1 protein-coding gene is annotated in these 1,984 nt (G+C 44.1%); it reads right to left on the minus strand.

What is annotated here, in order from left to right; translation table 11 throughout:
• Nucleotides 1-121 precede the first annotated feature (121 nt).
• Nucleotides 122-1,879 (minus strand): hypothetical protein, encoded by a 1,758-nt coding sequence (locus DY78_RS13270; RefSeq protein WP_024626255.1) that lies wholly within the window; start codon nucleotides 1,877-1,879, stop codon nucleotides 122-124.
• Nucleotides 1,880-1,984: the final 105 nt, after the last annotated feature.

The raw sequence follows: 1,984 nt of genomic DNA on the forward strand, positions 1-1,984 counted from the left end.
AGCTGATCTTTTTTGTCCGAACAGCGTTCGGATTAATTTTACAATCTACCTTATATGTAAAAAGGATTGCTAATTAGTCTTCATTACTAAACTAATCAGCAATCCTTCAACATTACTAAATTTATTTCATAACCATTTGCATAATTTCAGGGCCCTTGTTAGTTAACAAGTAACCAGCATTAGAATTGTGCTTGAAGACCAAGCTTTCGAATTCACGCGTACCACTGAAATTGGTAGCACTGACATCACTAGCACTGAGGCTGCCTAGCTTGCTAGCGGGTACTGAGAAGATACTTTCGTCTGAAACTAAGTACAAACGACCGTTCTTCGGATTATAGCTAACTGATTGTAAGGTCGAACCCGGTGCCCGTAATAACCCTTGCATCACTAACTTGAAATGCACGTTGCCTGAACCCAAACTCCCTTTGTAGAATTTAACGGAGTTTTTCGGTGCCCATGAGGTGCTAGCCGTTTGCGTCCAGAAGTAAGCATTCCCGGCGTTATCAAAGGTTAACGTGCTCCCCATATGAACCTTTGAACTCAACGTGAAGTTGACCGACGCATTAGGCTTTAAGGTCGAAGCACTCAAACGTTGGGCGGTGGCCGTGTAACTGTCTTTATAGGCTTTGATGAACCAAAGTTGGTTCGTCTTAGGGTTCAAGGCCAATGATTGCACGTGACCAGACTTGAACTGTGGACCAACTTTAATATATGACAAGATTGTCTTATCTTGGGCACTCATATTGCCATTGTAATAATGGTTCGTGGCGCGGCGAATGTTATCCATTGAACCATTCTTGGAATACTTTAGAATTCCCGCCCAGTCATAGCGAATGACCCAACCAGTCTGTTCAGAAATTGGCCGCGTAGCATCATCCGGAACATTATATAAGACATACAAATATTTATCGTCTTTTGAGAAAGTGGCACTTTGTGGATCACCAAAGACCGCTTTAGTGGCGAAGTCTTTATAGTCAATTGGTAAATAAACGGACGTCTTGAATGAGTAATTACTATAAGCATCATTCGTGCGACGTAGTAACCCAATCGTCCCGGCTGTCGTTTGAAATGAGTTGCTAGCGTTATAAGTGCTGCTGTAACCATAAGTGGACGGTTTGCCCATCACATAGTTGCTAGCGACATTGACCGTCTTGAAGTTATTGCCGTTATAAGCGGACAAGACATCACCGCTCGTTTGATAGTAAGTGACCCCGTTGCTACTTGCAACTTGGGTCGTAGCGCCAAAAGCTTTCTTCGTAGTAGTCTGCTTGACTGTTGCGGCTTTCAAATAACTGTGTAAAACCCAGCCTTTAGTTTTACCACTCGTCACGTAATCATATTGGTAAGCTTTACCGCGCTTATAAATCGTCCGTACTTTGGAACGCTTGTAGGTCGCCGTTGTGGATAGCGCGGTTCCCTTACCGAACTTCACATAGCTGTTGTTGCCGCTGATGGCGTAAACTTTCCCGGCTTTCGCGCGTTGGTAACTGCCTGAGCTCTTTTTGGCAGTGGTGCCTTGAAAGTTCTTCCCCGCGTTGACACTACTACTCTTGACCCAGCCAGTGGCACCCGTTTTGGCATTTTTAACGTAATAATACGTCGTCGCCTTACCACCGCGTGTTAACTTCAGCGTTTTGCTGCGGGTCCAAGTCGTTGACATATAATTCTTCAACGCATGATTGGCTTTGAGCGTCGTCTTTTTAGCTGACCCCTTCAGCGTATAAGTATTCCCCGTCGCGCTCTTCGCATAGTACGGTTTGCTAGCCACCGTTGTCTGCTTTGAACGCTTATAAGTAGTTGCTGCATTCGCATTAAGTGCTGGGATCAAGGTGGTACATCCTAGCAGCATCGTGATGCCGACTGTTTTTTTCCAACCCATTTATTCGTTCCTCCTCAAAAAAAAATTCAAGCCCTAACTTGATTTATATATTTATGGTAGATTGTAAAATTAATCCGAACGCTGTTCGGACAAAAAAGATCAGCT

It is taken from the genome of Lactiplantibacillus fabifermentans DSM 21115 (genome assembly GCF_000498955.2).
Classification (GTDB): Bacteria; Bacillota; Bacilli; order Lactobacillales; family Lactobacillaceae; genus Lactiplantibacillus; species Lactiplantibacillus fabifermentans.